The following is a 16,406-nucleotide window of genomic DNA, read 5'->3' on the forward strand; positions in this document are numbered from 1 at the left end:
ACAAACTGTTTTCATTTAGCCTTTATTTAATGCCGGAATATCGTAACCCCGTCCCAACTGTCGATTTATTGATTGAACTGAGCGATCGCCCCCAACGGCCTCTCGTCCTGGTTGAGCGGTTGAATCCTCCCCATGGCTGGGCACTTCCGGGGGGGTTTGTGGATTATGGGGAGTCCGTGGAAACGGCGGCGCGACGGGAGGCGAAAGAGGAAACCGGCCTCACGGTGGAACTGGTGGAACTGTTCCATGTCTACTCCAACCCCGATCGCGATCCCCGCAAGCATACCCTCAGTGTAGTCTTTCTGGCCACGGCCAGGGGAACCCCCCAGGCGGGAGATGATGCAAAACATCTTCAGGTGTTCGGGCCCTGGGAGATTCCCCAAAATCTCTGTTTTGACCACGATCGCATCCTCGGCGACTATCTCAAGTATCGCTTCCACCGGATACGCCCCCGCCTGGACTAAACTCCCTTATCCCTCGATGACAGGAGCTTGGCAAATCCACACACAGTCACGAGGGACGCTGGTGGTGTCTTTGAGCAAGACCTCATAGTTCAGTTCGTTGAGAAACTTCTCCATAATCTCATTGGTCATGACCGAAAACGCCGAACCATGACGTTTCCCCATGAGGTTAATGTCCAATTCTCTGAGGAATTTTTGCCAGCCTAGGTCACTGAGGACATGGGTATGGTGAAAGACACAAAGGCGATCGCCCTTCAAGAGTCGTGGAATTTGTCGTAGATAGTTAAAAATATCTCGCGGTTCCACATGAACCATGGTGTCATAGCAAAAGCAGACATCAATGGAATGAGCCGCCAACGGCTCCAGGCTAATCCCATCGAGTTTACAATACTCGACTCGCTCACTCCCTAACCGCGCTCGGGTGGCATCGAGCATCTTCTGGGAGATATCAGCACAGATTAAACGCTGGGCGTATTTCAGTAACAAGTTGCTGGTTTTACCCCCACCCACTCCAATTTCTAACACCACCTGATCTGAGCGGATATAGGGGGCGATAAACTGCCGCTCAATCAGAGTTTCATACTCCGCCAAGGAGGCCGCAGCTCCCGCCCCTTGACCGGCCCACTCATCCCCGATATACTCCAGCTCAGGATGAATCGTTTGCCAGGCTTGGGCATAAGAATCCCAAGCGCCTTCGTAATCAATGCCTTCTTTTGGACTGTCCATGGAGAGTTGCGCGTAACGGTAATTCAGTCCCCCGCTCTCGGAGTCGGAGTCTGACACCCCTATCATAAGCGCTCAGGGAATCCTCTGGCCCCCGATAGGCTATGATGCTTCTGGCAGCTTTCCCGCACGACTCCTTCAATGCCCCTGATGACTGCTTGTTCTAATCCTGATTTAGTTACCGCGATTCGCGAGCAAATTCTCCACAGCCGCGAGCAGCGAATTTCTTTTGCGGACTATATGGCGGCGGCCCTCTATCATCCTCAGCAGGGCTATTATGCACGGGGGGCGAAGCTCGGAGCTAGTGGTGATTTTGTCACCTCGTCTCATTTAAGTGCTGATTTTGGTGAGTTGTTGGCGGAGCAATTTATTGAGGTTTGGAGGTTTTTGGGTTGCCCTAAACGCTTTGATTTAGTAGAAATGGGAGCCGGCCAAGGAATTTTGGCGGTTGACATTTTGCGCTATATCAAACGGAATAAACCTGATTTTTTTGAAGCAATTACCTATACAATTATTGAAAAATCAGCCGTATTACGTCAGCAACAACGAAAAATCCAAGGAGCTAACCTATCTTGGAAAACTTGGGATGATCTCGCCGCTGAGTCCCTAGAGGGCTGTTTGTTTTCCAATGAATTAGTCGATGCTTTTCCCGTGCATCGCCTACAACGAAAACAGGGACAATGGCGGGAATGTTATGTGAGTTGGGATGAGGCCATCGGCTTTCAGGAGACTCTCGGCCCCCTCTCAACTCCGGCCTTAGCGACCTATTTTGAGCAGGTGGGAGTGAATCCTGAGGAGTTACCCGATGGATATACCACCGAGGTCAATTTGGCGGCCTTGTCTTGGTTAGAGACCCTGGCCCGGAAACTCAAACGGGGTTATGTCATTACCATTGATTATGGCTACGAGGCTCAGCGTTACTATCATCCCCAGCGATCGCAAGGAACCCTACAATGCTATCGCCAGCATCGGCATCATGATGACCCCTATGGCTTTGTGGGGGAACAGGATATTACGGCCCATGTGGACTTTACCGCTCTGCAACGTCAGGGCGATCGCTGCGGCTTAGATTACGAAGGATTTACCCCCCAGGCTCTATTCTTGATGGCCCTAGGATTGGGCGATCGCCTCGCGGCCCTCGGTCAAGGAAACCAAGCGGCAACCGCCGCCGATATTGTGCGGGTGATGCAGCGTCGAGAGGTGCTACATGGTCTATTCGATCCCCAAGGTTTGGGTGGATTCGGGGTTTTGGTGCAATCCAAGGGATTAGAAGCCGATCGCCCCCCCCTAAAAGGACTCACCACTCCCAGAATGTCTTAGAATCATAAAGGTCTATGCGTCAAATAACCCTAAACAGCCCATGATCGACCCGATGAATCCCTCCCTGCGTCAACTTCCCCGTCATGAACAAGCGGAGTTGATTCCTGCCAATAATGAAACCTCTCTCTTAGAATGGCTCCAAGCCACAGGGCGATTGATTCCTCGGGAGGAAGAGGAACGCTCCGCCCGTAAAGAAGAACTCGAAGAACTCGGTCTAATTGGCGAAGAAGATGATGGGTATACTGACACGGATACCGATGATAGCGACGACGAGGACGTCTAGCCAATTCTCAATCGTCATCCCCTAAACTCGGCCTGAAGGTAACGGAGCGTCACTGTGTCATGAGGAATCGTTGTGGATACTAAAGTATCGAGATCAGACAGAAGACCCCTGAGCGGAACCGCCCTCTCTTGGGGGTTGGCGCTGCTTCTGGCCCTAGGGGCGATCGCCCTCGATAGTTATCGCGGCAACTGGCAGACTCTGGGTGACTCTTTCACACTCCCCTGGCTGCTGACTGCCATAGCCTCGGCTCAGATTGGCCGTTGGGGAGTCCCCCAGTTACGACAACTGAAGCTGAAACAGAGTATCCGCCAAGAGGGGCCTCAGGCTCATTTGCAAAAGGCAGGAACCCCAACCATGGGGGGGATTTTCTTTGTCCCCTTAGCCGTGGCGATCGCCCTCATTTGGGGCTATCTGACCCCCAGCATCACCGGAGGAGGTCTCGCAGCACTCTGGGCCGTCTCGCTCCTGACGTTGGCCTACGGGTTTATCGGTTGGCTCGATGACTGGCAGGTGATTCGCCGTCGCTCCAATGACGGCATTTCACCGCGAACCAAGCTCTCGTTACAAATTGGCGTTGCTTTTCTCTTTTGTGCTTGGGCCAAACTCAACCCGGAGTTTTCCACTCAGACAACGGTTGAGTTCCCCGGCGGCTGGCTCTTACCCCTCGGGACTTTCTTCTGGATTGTCGCCGGCTTTGTGCTAACTGCCGAAAGTAATGCCACCAATCTCACTGATGGTTTAGATGGCCTCATGGCCGGAATTGGGGCGATCGCCTTCTTAGCCCTAGCCGCCATGGTCACCCCCGCTCATCCCAGTTTAGGACTCTTCTGCGCCTGTTTCAGTGGGGCCTGTTTAGGCTTTCTAGCCCATAACCGCAATCCAGCCAAAGTCTTTATGGGAGATACCGGCTCCCTCGCCCTGGGCGGGGCCTTAGCCAGTGTCGGCATCTTGGGAAATGTTCTTTTTGGGTTATTTCTCCTGAGTGGCCTATTATTCGCCGAAACCCTCTCAGTGATTCTCCAAGTCAGCTATTATAAAGCGACCAAGAATCCGGATGGCATCGGCAAACGTTTGTTTAAAATGACACCCCTACATCACCATTTTGAGTTATCAGGATGGTCAGAACTCCAGGTCGTCTCCCGCTTTTACGGAGTCAGTCTCATCCTAGCCCTACTCGCCCTCTGGCTCAACGCCTAATTGAGAGAGGGCGACCACGGTTCGGCTATCGCTCACCGACCACAAGGGTACGCCCCTACAAGATTCCCCCTCTTGCCTCTTGCCTTCTTCCCCCCTCTTGCCTCTTGCCTTTTGCCTCTTGCCTTCTTCTTCCCTGTGCCCACCCCTGACCCCCAGCTTCACCTAGACTTAACCTTACTGGCCCTACAAGCCCTGCTGAACCTATCGAGTGAGGACATTTGGGCAACCGTGGTAACCTTGGGACTAGAGCGCGACTTGGGCGATCGCCAGAGTCTCGAACAGTTGCGCCAGGGACACCCCGCCCTAGCCCAAAAACTGCCTCAGCGGCAACAACTGCTGATTCTGAGTCAGCTCATTTGCGCTCTGGCCCAAGAACATCAGGAGACCATTCGCCGGGCGATCGCCTTGTTAGAACAATATACTCAGCTTGAACGTCCAGCACGAGAAGCTGTCCTCCTGTCTGAGTATTTGCAACGATTTACGCAGGGCTATCTACAACGCTCTCTGGGAACCCTAAAATTAACCCTAGTGGAGTCGTTGGCTCTTAAATTGTTAGTGGATCTCGTGTTTTATAGTAGTCCCGATGGCGATCGCCATTTGGCATGGGGATTGGATTTAGGCTCTCCCTAACAAGGGGCCTTGCCCAACCTTAGAGGATATTCTCTCAACGATTGAATTAACGGAGGTAAGCGATGGCAGAGGGTCACTGGTCTGGACAGATTTGGTCAGCGCGGTTAGAACGCTCATATACGCCCCCCACCTGTCGCTTAACGGTGGTGGGACGGCGATCGCTCCTGTCGTCTCGCCAACGACCCCGGTTGTCGAATCTGCGCTTTGAGTTGGTGTTGGATGACCCCCGCCTCCCGAACGACGACCAGAAAGTGGTGTCTGGAGATCAGGCGCAACTGTTTCATTTGAGTCAATTGGTGCGCGGGTATGTGCAGGGGTTCCTAAGCCAATCAGCTCAGCACCTAGAGGCCCTGGCTGCTCCTCCTGAGTCATCCTATGGGGGAAGGGTCAAGCGAGGGATCGCCAAGGGAGTCGGGACCACCATCGCCGCCGTCTCCCAACCCCGCGCCGCCACCTATATGGAACCCCAGGGCCTAGCCGCTCATAATTTAGTCTTAGGAACCCTAGCGACCCCAGATAGTGGCGCGGTGATTCGTTTGGGAACCCTACAACTGTTTGATGTCCTCTCCGCCTTAGAGAGCTTTCTGGCGGATTGGGAGTCTTGGGTAGGCGTTAAGCCCGAGGGCGATGGTCTCCCGCCGTGGCTCAGTCCCTTAGTGGGAGTCGTGGCCACAGGGGGGTTAGTGATGGCCTTAGCCCCCTTGGCTGAGAATCCTCCCTCCCAAGACCCCTCGCCTCCTTCCGCAACTCTGGAGAGCTGGGACTCCTTAACGGGAGTCTTCGGCCAGACCGTTCTGGGAACCCTCGCGGCCCAATCCCTGGCCCCACCCGAGACCCTGCCGACTCCTCCCCCGCCGGCGATCGCCGAGTTACCGCCCCTGAGTCGCTCCAGCGCACCGCCCCCAGAGCGCGTTACCCCCTTAGATATCGCCCCTCCCGCTCAAACATCACTCCCCACGTCCCCCCCGTCCTCAAGCGAGACTCCAGCCGCGTCTTCTCCTCTCCCAGGCAGCTCCGACCCCCCAGATTTATTGTTTGAACAACCCCTATCTGGGCCAGAAGCAGCTCCCTGGATTGATTTCTCTCAGATTCCCGAACCAGAACCCTTCGCCCCGCTGACACGGCCGGTTCCTGTGGGGGATGATCAAGAGACAGTGTTTGATATCGTGCCTCAGGTGACGGAGGTGCGCCGCTATTTCCAACAACGCTGGACACCTCCCGAGGGCTTAAATCAAAGTTTGGAATATACCTTGGTCTTAGATGAGTCGGGAACCCTAACCCGAGTCTCCCCCCTCGGCCGTTCGGCGGTTCAGTTCCAAGAGTACAGTCAAATTCCTGAACTGGGGGAATCCCTCGCCTCTCCCCACGATAGCCCCCTACGGTTACGCCTAGTTCTGGGACAAGAGGGAGATGTGAAGGTATTTGGGCAATAAAAATCCCGATGCTCAGGCTCCGAACATCGGGAGGGTGACTTGGCGGTAGCAATGGACAAACCAGACGGGACATTGACGAAACGTCAGATAAAGACCCAGATAAGGTTTTTCGGTGTTTAGCTGTCTAAGCTGGATTGTTCATCGCTATCGTGATGAATCTGGGATTGAGGATTAGTCTCGTTGAGCTGGCTCACAGACTAAACTGTCAATCAGATCTTGGGCAACGGCAATGGGTCCGGCGAGGCGATCGCCAATATCGTTGATGACATTGACCACATCCTGCGCATTCCCCCGCAATCTGAACCCATCAATATACAAATCTGGGTTGGGATAGTTTTGCAGAAACTGCAACAGAGAAATGCGACCATCATTGCTGACGGAGTTAATTAAAGCAGCCCGTAGAGACTGAATTTCAGCAACTCTGGCTCGATTATGAAAGACTTGTCCGAGTTGGAACAAGACATATTCCCCAGGTAGGGTGTAGGTCACATCATCGATGAACCGCAAGCTCACACCAAGCTCTTGAGTGAGGATGGCTTGGAGATCTTCCCCAGACAAATTCGATTGATTGGCGACGAACCGTAACACTGAGGCATTCCGAGGAATCACCCCCGTTTCAGCGACTTCTTCTAACTGAGAAATCGGGATACTGCGGTCAGCGGGGCCATAGGTGACCACCAGCCGTTGAGCGGCATTGGCACGCCCCATCCCCAGCGTCGAAACCATGAGTCCTGCTCCGATACCACAAAGGGTTGCCCAAGATCGGCGAGGTACAGATGGCTTCGGGGCTGAAGCGGGCTTCGAGCCTAAACCATTTCGATTAAACATAAGGACCTCTAGGGTTTAGTGGACAGGAGTTTGGGCGAATTGAGAGTGGGAGGGTTCTAAGATTAAGCCTGAGTCAGAACGGTACACCTGTAGACCGCTTCCCTCCACCTCAGGATTTGAAGCAGATTCGCTCTCTCCGGGGAGATGGCCTTGGCTACGAGGTTCGCAGACAAAGTCTTGCAGCAAGTCACGAATCACGTTTAAGGCCGGCTCGATTTGGTTGACGAATAGATCGACATCGCGGACAACGCCCTGTAAACCAGTGGCATTGACTCGTACCACCCGCTCGGGATAGGCTTCGAGCAAGGTTAGGAACGAGACAAATTCGTTGGTCTCATAGACGTTAATCAGCGCACTGCGCAAGGACTCGATATCATCGGTGTCATCGGCACTGCTAACAACGCGGTTGAGTTGCAGCACCACAAATTCGCCGGTGCTGCTGTTGAGGAAGTTGGCAATGTCTTGGCGCAGACGGGAACTCAGGCGCACTTCTTGCGTTAGAGCGGTTTGTAATACGTTCAGAACATCCCCTACGGCGTCTTGCAGGAGGTCCTCCTGGTCAACTAAGAGTTGTTCGAGTTCGGGGAGATTTCCGGTACGTCCGAAGTTGATGATGTCGTCGAGGGTGACGGTGACTTCGTCTTGGTTGTAGCGGATGATGATGGTTTCAAGGGCTTCAGCGGGGGCGCTCCACAGCAGAAGCATAGCTCCAGCACCGGCGGCTAGGGTACGACCGAGCGATGGGGATAGAAGTTTAGTCATGGGTTCAAATGGGGTGCGGATGGGTTTCATGATGCTACCGTGTTTGAAAAATAAGATCTCAATTGGGCTTGTTACCGCAGCGTGTCGGTTTGAGTCTATATCTGGCTCTCTCAAAAGTCAATCCGGTTGCCGAAACATGTTAAAGATTGGCAGCAGTCTTGCCCTCTGAGCTTGTGACACTTGTAGAACCGCCTTGTTTCAGGTCTTAAAATTTCTAATGATTTGGGGAGTTTGGGAACGTTTAAGAGCGGAATTTCGTCTAATGTCTGCTCCAATGACTCAGGATTACTCAGGTCACATTTTGATTTTATAAGAGAATCAGACAAAAAAACGTGGCAAGGGGAAAAGATTCTCTAGTTCCCTCTCTCTTGAATCCGTCTCGCCTCATTCGGGTAGATTTGAAGATTCCTTGAGGGAGATGTTAAGAATTAACTTGATAGGTTCTCGGGTTTTACCTAGCATAAATTTAATTGAAATTCAAGTCAATATCAAGCCATTTAAGGGGAAAATGCCGCCCCCAAAAAATCCTGTAATCTGGATGTTTAGCGGTCCTGGAATCACTAGCATATCAGCTCAAGAATTGCAACAATTTTAGACCCTAATTTTAGACCATCTAGTCTGGTTTTTGCTCCGTCGGGGCGAGTTGAGGTTGGCAGAGGGCTGGAAGGGCGATCACCCCCATCTCCCTGGGGTTGAGGGGTGCAGATGACGGGTCAACTTGTAATCCTCCCCTAGATAGAGATTACCCGGTTATCTCAGAATAGTTCAGGACTCTTTGACCGCTTGTCGTTCCATTTTTTGAGAGGTTTGCGATATAACAAGTACGGGAGATGTTCTCCCACGCGCTGCATTCTTCAATCAGACTTACCGCTATGGAGTTTCTCCAAGACACATTAGTGTTATCGCGGATGCAATTCGCCTTAACCGCAATTTTTCATATGCTTTGGCCCATCCTGACCACCGGGATGGCCATTTACCTAGTTATCGTCGAAGGGATGTGGTTACGAACCCGCAACCCCGACTATTACCACCATGCTCGCTTTTGGGCCAAACTCTACGTCCTCAACTTCGGCATTGGCGTCGCCAGTGGTGTTCCCATGGAGTTTCAATTTGGAACCAACTGGGGTCCTTTTTCCGAAGCCGTCGGAGACTTCTTCGGTAGTATTCTCGGCTTTGAAGCCTCCATGGCCTTCATGCTAGAAGCCGGCTTCCTGGGAATTATGCTCTTTGGCTGGGAGCGAGTCCCTCCCCTCATGCACTACCTCTCGACGATTATGGTGGCCTTTGGGGCCAACCTCTCCACCTTCTGGATTCTCACCGCCAACTCCTGGATGCAAACCCCCGCCGGTGGAGAAGTCGTCGATGGGAAATTCGTCGTCAGCGACTACTTCCAAGCCATCTTCAACCCCTTTATGGTCAATAGTGTCGCCCATACCTTCCTGGCGACCTTAGAAACCTCCCTCTTTGTCATTGGCGGGATTAGTGCTTGGTACCTGCTGCGGGGACGACATCCGCAATTCTTCAACCGTTCCCTGAAAATCGCCCTAGCCGCCACCATCGCCGTGGCCCCCCTGCAAATTTATGTGGGTCACCTCAACGGCGAACAAGTCTACGAACGACAACCCACCAAACTCGCGGCCATGGAAGCCCAATGGGAGACCATTCCCGCCGGCCAAAAAGCCTCCTGGAGTCTCCTGGCCCTGCCCAATGTCTCCGCTGAACGCAATGATTGGGAACTCTCGATTCCCAACGGTTTGGGCTATATCCTGGAACTGAAGCCAACCCTCTCAAAACCCGTTCTCGGCTTAAAAGAATGGCAACCCGAAGACCGTCCCTCCATGGTGGGCTTAGTTTATTACGCCTTCCGCGTCATGGTTGGGGTAGGCTTCTTTTTCGCCGCTTTGATGGGAGTCACCGTGATTCAATGGCTGCGGGGTAAACTCAGCCCCGAGGAGATTGGCCAACAACGGCTGTTGCTGTGGAGTTGGATGTTTGCCGGTCCCCTAGGCTATTTGGCCGTGGAATCGGGCTGGGTGGTCCGCTGCGTCGGCCGACAGCCCTGGGTCGTCTATGGACAGATTCGCACCGCTGATGCCGTCTCCAACGTGCCACCGGGCAATGTGGTGGGGTCGCTGACGCTGTTTATTCTGGTCTATTCCCTGTTGTTTGTCGCCGCTCTCTATTTTGGAAGCCGCATCATCCGAAAAGGACCTAATCTTGACCGTCCCCTTCCCGGTGCAATTACGGATTTAGGCACAAATCCCGCTGAACATAGTCCCGACAGTCGTCCAGCGGAGGCCAAATAGGAGCAAAGTATGGAAACGTTAGATCTTTTTCTGCCGCAGGTTTGGTTTGCGATTTTGGCCCTATTCCTGTTTCTCTATGTGATGCTCGACGGGTTTGATTTGGGGGTGGGGATTCTCTCCCTCACCGCCTCGACGGAGGAACGTCGCGGCATCTTAATGACCAGTTTGAGCAACGTTTGGGATGCCAATGAGACCTGGCTCGTGTTGATGGGTGGGGCGCTGTTTGGGGCGTTTCCCCTCGCCTATGCCACGATTCTCAGTGCGCTGTATATTCCCATTTTGACGATGGTGTTTGGCTTTATTTTCCGGGCTGTTGCCTTTGAGTTTCGGGAACACGCCAATCGTAAGATGTTTTGGAATTATGCTTTTGGCATTGGTAGTTTTTTGGCTTCATTAGGTCAAGGATTTGCCCTGGGGGGCGTGTTAGGAGGAATTGAGGTGGACGCAGCGGGCCATTTTACCGGTGGAACCTGGGATTGGCTAACTCCTCAATCGGTGCTGGTGGCGTTAACCTTGATTCAGGGCTATGTCTTGATTGGCTCAACCTATTTAGTGTTGAAAACGGAGGGGTCGTTGCAAGTCACCCACCGCAAGACGGCCAAGATTGCCGCGATTACGACCCTGGTGGGGGCGGTGGCGATTACCATTTCCACCCCGATTTTTGTCGAGTATGCGCGACAACGGTTATTTGACCCGCCCTTTGTCTATATTTTTGCGGCCATTCCCCTGATTGGGACGTTTTTGATTTGGCGGTTATGGGCCAGTTTGTCGAAGGAGCGGGATGTGGCGCCGTTTGTGTTGACGATTCTGATTTTCTTGTTGACATTTTTGGGCTTGGCGTTGGTGGTGTTTCCCTTTATTATTCCCACCAATATCACCATTTATCAGGCGGCGGCGAGTCAGAGTTCGTTGGTGTTCATGCTGATTTTTATTGGGGTGTTGATTCCGATTATGTTGTTCTACAACATTTATCAGTATGTGGTGTTTCGGGGTAAGGTGACGAGCAGTTATTATGGGGAGTAATTTCTGAACCTGGAAGGGTCTTCAAGAAATGGGGATAATAGGTTGCCTTCGACATCACATTGTAGGGGAACCCACCCCTAACCCCTCCCAGGAGGGGATTTTTCGCCCCTACGGTAAGGGGGGGGATCTGCCCTAAATTCTCCTGATTTCCCTGAAACTGGACGACCTGTTTTGTTTAGAGTGTTTCAAAGTCCTGTTTGACTCGGGTGGGGGGAACGCCAACCATGAGAGCGGTTTGAGGTCGTAGATGGATTTCTACCTCTCGGTTTCCCTGTTCAAATTGCTCTTGCTCTCGGCGATGACGATCGCTCAATAGGTGAATGGTTTGATTGCTTGACCCCCGCCAGCCTCGATTGTCATTCAAGTCATCGATGTATAACCCGTCAATTAAAACATCGAGATAGTTGAGAACTTTGTTGATTTCAGGGTTGTTTTTTTCCTGGAGTTGTGCTAAGGTAAATCCGCTATAGGAGATGAGCGAAAGGTCTCGTTTCTGTCGCAAGAAACTAAAGAGTTCGCTGAGGGCGATCGCCTGTAACATGGGTTCGCCTCCAGAGACGGTGACTCCATCCAGGTTGGGACGGGACAGGATAATCTCGGCGAGTTGTTTGGCTTCGATGAGAGTTCCTTGTGTCTGGGGTATCCAGTCGGGAGAAATGCAACCGGGACAGTTGAAGCAACAGCCCTGAACCCAGAGGATAAAGCGGTTCCCCGGTCCGAGACTGCGACTGCTAGGACAGAGTTCGGCGAGGTTGAGTCGGGTCATGAGGAGAAGTTGAAAGACTGTTTGCGTTGGGATTCGGCGTGATGCTGTTGGGCCATGGCTAATTCTTGGTCAATCTGCTGAAGCTGTTGACGAATCTGGTTCAGGAGGGGGTCGATAGTTTGGCGGTTGACGGGGAGACGTTGGCTGAGGTCGGCGTTGTGTTGGTAATGTTGTTGGAGATGGCTGCGGATGGCTTCGGTTTGTTCTTGGTATTGGTTGAATTGGGCGATCGCCCCTTGCAGTTCCCCGTTCACCTGTTGGTAGTCTTGGCGTTCCTGTTCTAAATCGTCCAGAACGCTGGCTAGGAGGTCGCTGAGGCGTTGGCGTTCGGCTTGGCTGAGTTGGATGAGATCTTGGCTACTGGTGGCGGTTTGTTGGTCTTGTTGCTGACGACGCGATCGCAGTCGCTGGATTTCCGCTTCTAAGGTCCGGCGTTGCTGTTGGATGGCGGCGTAATCGGCGTCCAGTTGGGCTTTTTCCTGTTCTAGGGCTTGTAATTGCTCGTATTCGGGGGTTAGGGCCTGCGATCGCTCCTGATTTTGCTGTTGCAATTGCCCTAAATCGGTGGTTCTCAGTTCCGCCTCCATGTGGTTGAGGCGTTGACAGGTTTGTTTGAGTTGGTCCAATTCTTGGCCGTGACGGCGTAACTCCTGTTCCCGACTCAGGAGGGTACTAGCCGAGTCGAGAAGTTGGGATTTCTCGCGGCTGATGCTGGCGATGTCTTGGTAGTACGACTGGAGTTTCTGCTGGAGAGTCTGGGGAACTGGGAGACTCGACAGATGGGGAATCCAGGTGTTGAGGAGGGCCAGTTGCTGTTCGAGAGTCTGGGAGAGGGCGATCGCCCACGCATCCAATGTATCTGGGTCGGTTTGGGCTAATTGTCGTAAGATCTCTGGAGGATAAAGCTGTTCCCAAACCTCGATTCCCGTTGCGATGAGTTGAAACGGCTGTTCGATCTGGTCAAAGTCTAGGGGAGATTGACCCTGTTGGAGAGAGTTTTCTAAAGCTTGGGCCAGTTGAATTAAGCGTTGTAGAGACGGTGGCATAGTCAGCAAATACCGGAGAACAGGAACAGAAGTATTTCGCCAATTTTTGGCTTATTCAAACAGGACAAAGGACGGGAAAAGTTGAGCAATAATATTTCCCAGTTCATATTCTCCTCGCTTGCGACCACAGACCGATTCAACCACTAAATAAGCGATGTGCGATCGGTTCACTCGCATCCCCACCCGCCATTTATCCTCACTGCTGGCTTGGGGGAGTTTAACCGTATCTTTTAACTCCAGTTTGAGGGGGGTTCCTCGGGATTTTGGATCCACCCAGAGGGTGAGTTGTAGGGGTTCATTCACTTGAAAACTGGCTAGGGGAGGAATATCAGCAAATTTGACCGATATGAGGTCATCTAAGTAAGTTCCGCCTTGGACAAGTGGGATGTCTTTTTCGCTGATTTTTATGGTTTCTCCATCGACCCATTGCACCGTGATTCCCAGGCTATGAATGTAGGTTTCACTGGGTTGGACTAAGCCGTTGGCGATTAAACAGGCGCCATAGGAAATGGCAAAGGCACTTTCAATTAAGTTGAATTGACGTTCAATTTGCTCTCGATTTAAGTGGTTTCCTAGACTGTCGAGAATGGTATTTCGGACGAGGAGAAACTGGGAAAATCCGCCGACCAAAAAGAGGCGATCGCAGGTTGTATTATTCTCTTTCAACCACGTCGTCACTCGTTCCATGACCCGCTGAATGCCCTCAGCTATGGGTTGAAATGCCTCCTGGACTTGCTTATGATTTAAGCGATAGCCATTAAAACTATAAAGAATTTGCTCAGCCAGGTCTTGAGGGGACTTTAAATAATTCTTTATTTTTTTGCTGTATTTATCATGCCCGCTAATTTTGACGGCTTCAAATTGCTGTAAAAGATGCAAAAACTCCGTACTATTTTCATCAGGAGAACTCCCATGTTTCTGCTGATACGCCAAGCGAACACAGCGGCGGTCAAAGGCAACCCCCGCCGCATCGAGTCCCCGGTCTCCCTGTCCATCAAAATAGAGAACTTCAACCTTATTTTCCCCATAAACTCGGCAGAGACTGACATCAAACGTTCCCCCACCCATATCACAAACGAGGACATTGCCCTCAAAAGGGGGGTCTTGGGTTTCTTGCTGACGCTGTTGACTTTCCCAAGCATAATAGGCAGCGGCGGCCACCGGTTCACTGACTAATTGAATCAGTTGTTCCTCTAGTCCGAGATGTTGAGCAATGAGGGTTTGCAATCGCTCCCGGCCTCGATTCGAAATATCTCGTTGCCAAATTTCCGGGACCGACACCACCAGTCCAGCAATTGGCCCCTGCTGTGCTTGAAAACTATAGGAATTTTCCGTCGAGAGGAGGAGTTCTCGTAGATAGTCGGTGGTGACGCTTTGGGGTGTTTTGGCGGAGTCGTAGCGGTTGCCGAACTGGTCATCGAGGGGTAAGTCCATCTTGAAGTTGCCATAACTGGGGACTTCGGGATGGTTAGTGGCGGTGGTTCGGGCCGATTTGCCGATTTCGATGAACTCATCATCATAGGCGATGAAAGACGGGACATATTTTTGGCCATTTTCCCCACCATATTGGAACGCTTCGAGTTTGCCGTCTTGCCAGTAGGAGACGATGGAGTTGGTGGTTCCGAAGTCGAGTCCGATGTGATATCCCATAGTGAGTCAGTGCTGTGGCCGGTGTAGGTTGCAGGAGCCGCTACTTGGCTTGCTTGTTATAGTGTAGTCGTTTGCTGAACCCTTGTCTTAGGGGTGATGGGGAGAAGAGCCTCGCGGCTGGATTGACGGTGTGGTTGAAGTCTTTGCATGGATGAGTTAGGGAACTAGCCAATTACAGGTGCGCTGGATGAGGGGATGTGGGATGTTCACCCGCCACAGTTTCACCGTTTTGTCGGCGGAAGCGGAGACCACCTGCGTCCCATCGGGGCTGAAATTGGCACTTGTGACCGCATCGGAATCACCCCGGAAGGACTTTATACGTTCATGAGTCTCCCCCCTGCGACTTCCTCGACTCCTGAGCTTTAAATTGCCGTAACTGAGCCTCCAGTTGCGCTTGTTTCGCTTCCGCCGCTGTCACTTGCGCCTGGGCTTGTTCCCACTGCTGTTCTGCTGCTGCCACTTGCCTCTGAACTGTTTCCCAAACCCGTTTCGCTGCCGCCACTCGCTGCCGTTCCTTTTCCAAAAACGTCTCAGGAATCTGACCCAGTACAGATGGGTAAGGGGTCAAGTCATAGCCACAGACGGAACAGGTCTCTGAGGAGTCAGGATTTTGGCTTTCGCAAATGGGACATTTCATGGGCGGGTTGACGATGGGGAAAGGAGTTCAATCGGCTGGTAAAAATTTGCTGCTAGGGAACAACAAACCCGAAAACTGATGAGGTGGCTGCTCTAAACTCTTCAAGTCAGTCGCTGCTATGGCGGGCAAGTGTTACCCGAGCCGTTGCTTGGCTTCCTCATATAGTCTAGTAGTTTGCCGAACTTTTGTCTTGGGCCTAACGGGGAGGGGAGATGAGAGGAATTTGAATTGACATCTTTGAATTGACATCAAGGTTAGATGGGTTAGTAATTAGCGTCTTGCATTTTCTTTAGCTAATTTTTTGTTTTTTAGAGCCTGATAAAAAGAAGGATCAATCCTCAGAGCTTCATCTAAATCAAGAATTGCCTGCTTATAATCTCCTAGATAATAGTAAGCAACTCCTCGGTTATTGTAGGCTATTTTGTTATCACTATTAAGTTTTATGGCTTGAGTTGCATCTTTGATAGACTTATTGTATTTTTCGATTTTGTTATAAGAGTCTGCTCGGTCTGAGTACCAATCAGAGTTCTCTGATTTTAGATTGATTGCTGCTGTAAAATCTTGGATTGCAGCTTGATGCTTACCTTGATGACTAGCTATCTTTCCTCGATTGTAGTAGGCCTCAGCATAATCTTTATCGAGGTTTATTGCTTGATCATAGTCTGCAACTGCTTTTTTGTATTTTCGGAGCTTACTATAGCAAAAACCACGATTGTTATAGGCAAAAGGATCGTCGCCAAATATCTCCATAAATTTCGTGAAGTTTTGAATAGCTAGTTCGTAGTCACCTAGCTCTTTATACGTGAAAGCTAGGTTAAAATAGGCTGGAGCAAAACCAGGAGCAACCTGAATTGCCTTTTTATAGCTTTGAATTGCCTTTTTATATTCTTTCGCATTATCATATTCATATCCCTTATCTAAATAATTTACGGCTTCTTCTTGCTTGTCTTGATTGGTGGCAACCTCAACAGTATTGGCATTGTTGCTTTCAGACGGTCCCTGACTACGGACTAAAGGCATGATGGTAAAAATAATGAGGATTACTGCTCCCACTGCCACAATTAAATTTCTCTTTTTGGTCCACCAAGTTTTTAAACGTCCATCAATACTCCTGGGGGCGCTTGCTTTTAAGCACGGTATGTTGCTCAGCTGCCACAATTTCACCGTGTTGTCGTGGGAAGCGGAGACCACCATCGTCCCATCGGGGCTGAAATTCGCACTGTTGACCCAACTAGAATAACCCTCAAAGGACTTAATGAGTTGACCATCGCTCACCCGCCACAGTTTTACCGTTCCATCGGAGGAAGCCGAGACCACCATCGTGCCATCGGGGCTGAAATT

At 51.5% G+C, this 16,406-nt stretch carries 17 protein-coding genes; 8 read left to right on the forward strand and 9 right to left on the reverse strand.

Annotated elements, in window-relative coordinates; all coding sequences use genetic code 11:
- Window positions 1-29: 29 nt before the first annotated feature.
- Window positions 30-464, forward strand: coding sequence for an NUDIX domain-containing protein (locus L855_RS17800; protein WP_159790275.1), 435 nt, complete (start codon window positions 30-32; stop codon window positions 462-464).
- Between the two features lie 6 nt (window positions 465-470).
- Here the strand turns inward: L855_RS17800 and L855_RS17805 are convergent, their stop codons facing one another.
- On the reverse strand, window positions 471-1,187 hold the full coding sequence (locus tag L855_RS17805; RefSeq protein ID WP_159790277.1) for a class I SAM-dependent methyltransferase: 717 nt from the start codon (window positions 1,185-1,187) through the stop codon (window positions 471-473).
- A gap of 147 nt (window positions 1,188-1,334) precedes the next feature.
- Between L855_RS17805 and L855_RS17810 the strand changes: the two genes are divergently transcribed.
- From L855_RS17810 to L855_RS17830, 5 genes are all read left to right on the forward strand, one after another.
- Entirely contained in the window at window positions 1,335-2,504 is a 1,170-nt protein-coding gene (locus tag L855_RS17810; RefSeq protein WP_159790279.1) for a class I SAM-dependent methyltransferase, read from the forward strand.
- Window positions 2,505-2,544: 40 nt separating this feature from the next.
- Window positions 2,545-2,787, forward strand: coding sequence for a DUF3134 family protein (locus tag L855_RS17815; RefSeq protein ID WP_159790281.1), 243 nt, complete (start codon window positions 2,545-2,547; stop codon window positions 2,785-2,787).
- A gap of 72 nt (window positions 2,788-2,859) precedes the next feature.
- Complete coding sequence (mraY, locus tag L855_RS17820; protein WP_159790283.1) at window positions 2,860-3,984, forward strand: phospho-N-acetylmuramoyl-pentapeptide-transferase; 1,125 nt, start codon at window positions 2,860-2,862, stop codon at window positions 3,982-3,984.
- A 135-nt stretch (window positions 3,985-4,119) separates the two neighbouring features.
- Entirely contained in the window at window positions 4,120-4,614 is a 495-nt protein-coding gene (locus tag L855_RS17825) for a DUF3038 domain-containing protein (RefSeq protein ID WP_159790285.1), read from the forward strand.
- 62 nt (window positions 4,615-4,676) lie between these two features.
- Window positions 4,677-6,047: a DUF4335 domain-containing protein gene (locus tag L855_RS17830; RefSeq protein ID WP_159790287.1), complete on the forward strand. Its 1,371-nt coding sequence runs from the start codon at window positions 4,677-4,679 to the stop codon at window positions 6,045-6,047.
- Between the two features lie 171 nt (window positions 6,048-6,218).
- On the opposite strand, the gene L855_RS17835 is transcribed toward L855_RS17830, so the two are convergent.
- Both L855_RS17835 and L855_RS17840 read right to left on the reverse strand, forming a co-directional pair.
- Window positions 6,219-6,773, reverse strand: coding sequence for an alpha/beta hydrolase (locus L855_RS17835; RefSeq protein WP_159790289.1), 555 nt, complete (start codon window positions 6,771-6,773; stop codon window positions 6,219-6,221).
- Between the two features lie 117 nt (window positions 6,774-6,890).
- Window positions 6,891-7,637 carry an alpha/beta hydrolase gene (locus tag L855_RS17840; protein ID WP_159790291.1) on the reverse strand — a complete coding sequence of 249 codons (747 nt, stop codon included), beginning with the start codon at window positions 7,635-7,637 and terminating at the stop codon, window positions 6,891-6,893.
- Between the two features lie 872 nt (window positions 7,638-8,509).
- Here L855_RS17840 and L855_RS17845 point away from each other — a divergent pair.
- Together L855_RS17845 and cydB are read left to right on the forward strand one after the other, a co-directional pair.
- Window positions 8,510-9,943, forward strand: coding sequence for a cytochrome ubiquinol oxidase subunit I (locus L855_RS17845; RefSeq protein ID WP_159790293.1), 1,434 nt, complete (start codon window positions 8,510-8,512; stop codon window positions 9,941-9,943).
- Between the two features lie 9 nt (window positions 9,944-9,952).
- Window positions 9,953-10,966 (forward strand): cytochrome d ubiquinol oxidase subunit II, encoded by a 1,014-nt coding sequence (gene cydB / locus L855_RS17850; RefSeq protein ID WP_159790295.1) that lies wholly within the window; start codon window positions 9,953-9,955, stop codon window positions 10,964-10,966.
- A gap of 175 nt (window positions 10,967-11,141) precedes the next feature.
- Here cydB and L855_RS17855 read toward each other — a convergent pair whose 3' ends face one another.
- From L855_RS17855 to L855_RS17880, 6 genes are all read right to left on the reverse strand, one after another.
- Window positions 11,142-11,732, reverse strand: coding sequence for a 4Fe-4S single cluster domain-containing protein (locus L855_RS17855; RefSeq protein WP_159790297.1), 591 nt, complete (start codon window positions 11,730-11,732; stop codon window positions 11,142-11,144).
- Window positions 11,729-12,778 carry a coiled-coil domain-containing protein gene (locus tag L855_RS17860; RefSeq protein ID WP_159790299.1) on the reverse strand — a complete coding sequence of 350 codons (1,050 nt, stop codon included), beginning with the start codon at window positions 12,776-12,778 and terminating at the stop codon, window positions 11,729-11,731. Before L855_RS17860 ends, L855_RS17855 begins: the two co-directional genes overlap by 4 nt.
- A gap of 51 nt (window positions 12,779-12,829) precedes the next feature.
- On the reverse strand, window positions 12,830-14,428 hold the full coding sequence (locus L855_RS17865; RefSeq protein WP_159790301.1) for an Hsp70 family protein: 1,599 nt from the start codon (window positions 14,426-14,428) through the stop codon (window positions 12,830-12,832).
- Window positions 14,429-14,584: 156 nt separating this feature from the next.
- Window positions 14,585-14,746, reverse strand: coding sequence for a WD40 repeat domain-containing protein (locus tag L855_RS22955; protein ID WP_159791175.1), 162 nt, complete (start codon window positions 14,744-14,746; stop codon window positions 14,585-14,587).
- Window positions 14,747-14,750: 4 nt separating this feature from the next.
- Window positions 14,751-15,065 (reverse strand): hypothetical protein, encoded by a 315-nt coding sequence (locus L855_RS17875; RefSeq protein ID WP_159790303.1) that lies wholly within the window; start codon window positions 15,063-15,065, stop codon window positions 14,751-14,753.
- A 270-nt stretch (window positions 15,066-15,335) separates the two neighbouring features.
- Window positions 15,336-16,406 (reverse strand): tetratricopeptide repeat protein (locus L855_RS17880; protein ID WP_159790305.1); only part of this gene is annotated, 1,071 nt, incomplete at its 5' end.

This window comes from Sodalinema gerasimenkoae IPPAS B-353 (assembly GCF_009846485.1).
Lineage (GTDB): Bacteria > Cyanobacteriota > Cyanobacteriia > Cyanobacteriales > Geitlerinemataceae > Sodalinema > Sodalinema gerasimenkoae.

Excerpts from the sequence above, each read along its gene's own strand:
- L855_RS17830 (WP_159790287.1), top strand. The coding sequence starts at position 4,677 with ATGGCAGAGGGTCACTGGTCTGGACAGATTTGGTCAGCGCGGTTAGAA.
- L855_RS17845 (WP_159790293.1), top strand. The coding sequence starts at position 8,510 with ATGGAGTTTCTCCAAGACACATTAGTGTTATCGCGGATGCAATTCGCC.
- L855_RS17865 (WP_159790301.1), bottom strand. The coding sequence starts at position 14,428 with ATGGGATATCACATCGGACTCGACTTCGGAACCACCAACTCCATCGTC.
- L855_RS17860 (WP_159790299.1), bottom strand. The coding sequence starts at position 12,778 with ATGCCACCGTCTCTACAACGCTTAATTCAACTGGCCCAAGCTTTAGAA.
- L855_RS17810 (WP_159790279.1), top strand. The coding sequence starts at position 1,335 with ATGACTGCTTGTTCTAATCCTGATTTAGTTACCGCGATTCGCGAGCAA.
- L855_RS17815 (WP_159790281.1), top strand. The coding sequence starts at position 2,545 with ATGATCGACCCGATGAATCCCTCCCTGCGTCAACTTCCCCGTCATGAA.
- L855_RS17875 (WP_159790303.1), bottom strand. The coding sequence starts at position 15,065 with ATGAAATGTCCCATTTGCGAAAGCCAAAATCCTGACTCCTCAGAGACC.
- L855_RS17800 (WP_159790275.1), top strand. The coding sequence starts at position 30 with ATGCCGGAATATCGTAACCCCGTCCCAACTGTCGATTTATTGATTGAA.
- L855_RS17840 (WP_159790291.1), bottom strand. The coding sequence starts at position 7,637 with ATGACTAAACTTCTATCCCCATCGCTCGGTCGTACCCTAGCCGCCGGT.
- L855_RS17855 (WP_159790297.1), bottom strand. The coding sequence starts at position 11,732 with ATGACCCGACTCAACCTCGCCGAACTCTGTCCTAGCAGTCGCAGTCTC.
- L855_RS17805 (WP_159790277.1), bottom strand. The coding sequence starts at position 1,187 with ATGGACAGTCCAAAAGAAGGCATTGATTACGAAGGCGCTTGGGATTCT.
- cydB (WP_159790295.1), top strand. The coding sequence starts at position 9,953 with ATGGAAACGTTAGATCTTTTTCTGCCGCAGGTTTGGTTTGCGATTTTG.
- L855_RS17835 (WP_159790289.1), bottom strand. The coding sequence starts at position 6,773 with ATGGTTTCGACGCTGGGGATGGGGCGTGCCAATGCCGCTCAACGGCTG.